Raw genomic sequence first — 1076 nt, 5'->3', positions numbered from 1 at the left:
CAGCGCAATGCTACCAACCTAATTCGCGGTATGCTCGGCTTAGTACCAAACGGCGACAAGATTTTTAACAATTTACAACAATCAGGAGCGTTACAGAAAGCATTTAACTGGTTTAATGGGGAAGTCGCTAAACTGAACCTGACTGGGGATGCAATTAAAGGACTCTTTAGTAAAGCTTTAAACTCATTGGGAATAAGTGACGCGGTCAATCCAAAGGGCGCATTTGAAAAGGTTAAAAACGTTTTCGTAGAACCGATTAAACGCATCAAAAACTTTGCCGTTGCTGCTGGTACAAAAGTCATGGAATTCGCCTTTGAAGGTTTCCTGAATAGGGCAGGCGGCGCGGGTGCGAAGGTAATGGGAATCCTGCGTAAAGCGGGCGGTGCTTTTACCAACATTCTCAAAGACCCCGTTGCTTTTTGTGGCAACCTCGTCGGTGCAGTGCGAGGTGGCTTCCAGAAGTTTTCTGGTAACGCCACCACTCACTTAAAGAATGGCTTGACAGGTTGGTTGTTGGGTGCATTAGGGGGTTCTGGTTTAACAGTTCCAGCTCAGTTTGACACCAAAGGAATTGTGTCTCTTGTCCTGCAAGTTTTGGGTGCTACTTATTCTAGATTGCGGGCTAAATTAACCAATAAAATCGGCGAACAGAAAGTAGCGCGCCTGGAGAAAACTTTTGATTTTCTCAGGACAATGGTCACGGGAGGGTTAGCAGCAGCTTGGCAGAAAATATCAGAATTTGCCGGAAACCTGCAAGAAATAGTAATCGGCGGGATTAAAGAATGGGTGATGCGCAGTGTAATTACTGCTGCGATTACTAAGCTGATTTCGATGTTTAATCCGGCGGGGGCGATCGTTCAAGCGGTGATGGCAATTTACAACACCGTCATGTTCTTTATCGAGCGTGGTTCGCAGATAGCTGCCTTGGCACAAGCGGTATTTAATTCAATTGGAAATATCGCGGCGGGGAATATCGCTGGAGCGGCTAATTCTGTGGAACAGACAATGGGGCGCTCTCTTCCAGTGATAATTAGTTTCCTAGCGCGGATTGTGGGGTTGGGGAATGTGGGTCAAAA

1 pseudogene is annotated in these 1076 nt (G+C 46.5%); it reads left to right on the top strand.

Features of this window, described 5'->3' with window-relative positions:
• A pseudogene (locus QUB56_RS37000) lies at positions 1-1076 on the top strand (phage tail protein); the annotation flags it as partial.

The organism is Microcoleus sp. AR_TQ3_B6 (genome assembly GCF_036702785.1).
Lineage (GTDB): Bacteria > Cyanobacteriota > Cyanobacteriia > Cyanobacteriales > Microcoleaceae > Microcoleus.
Note: the sequence above shows the minus strand (reverse complement) of the source record. Positions and strands in the feature narration are given on the sequence as shown.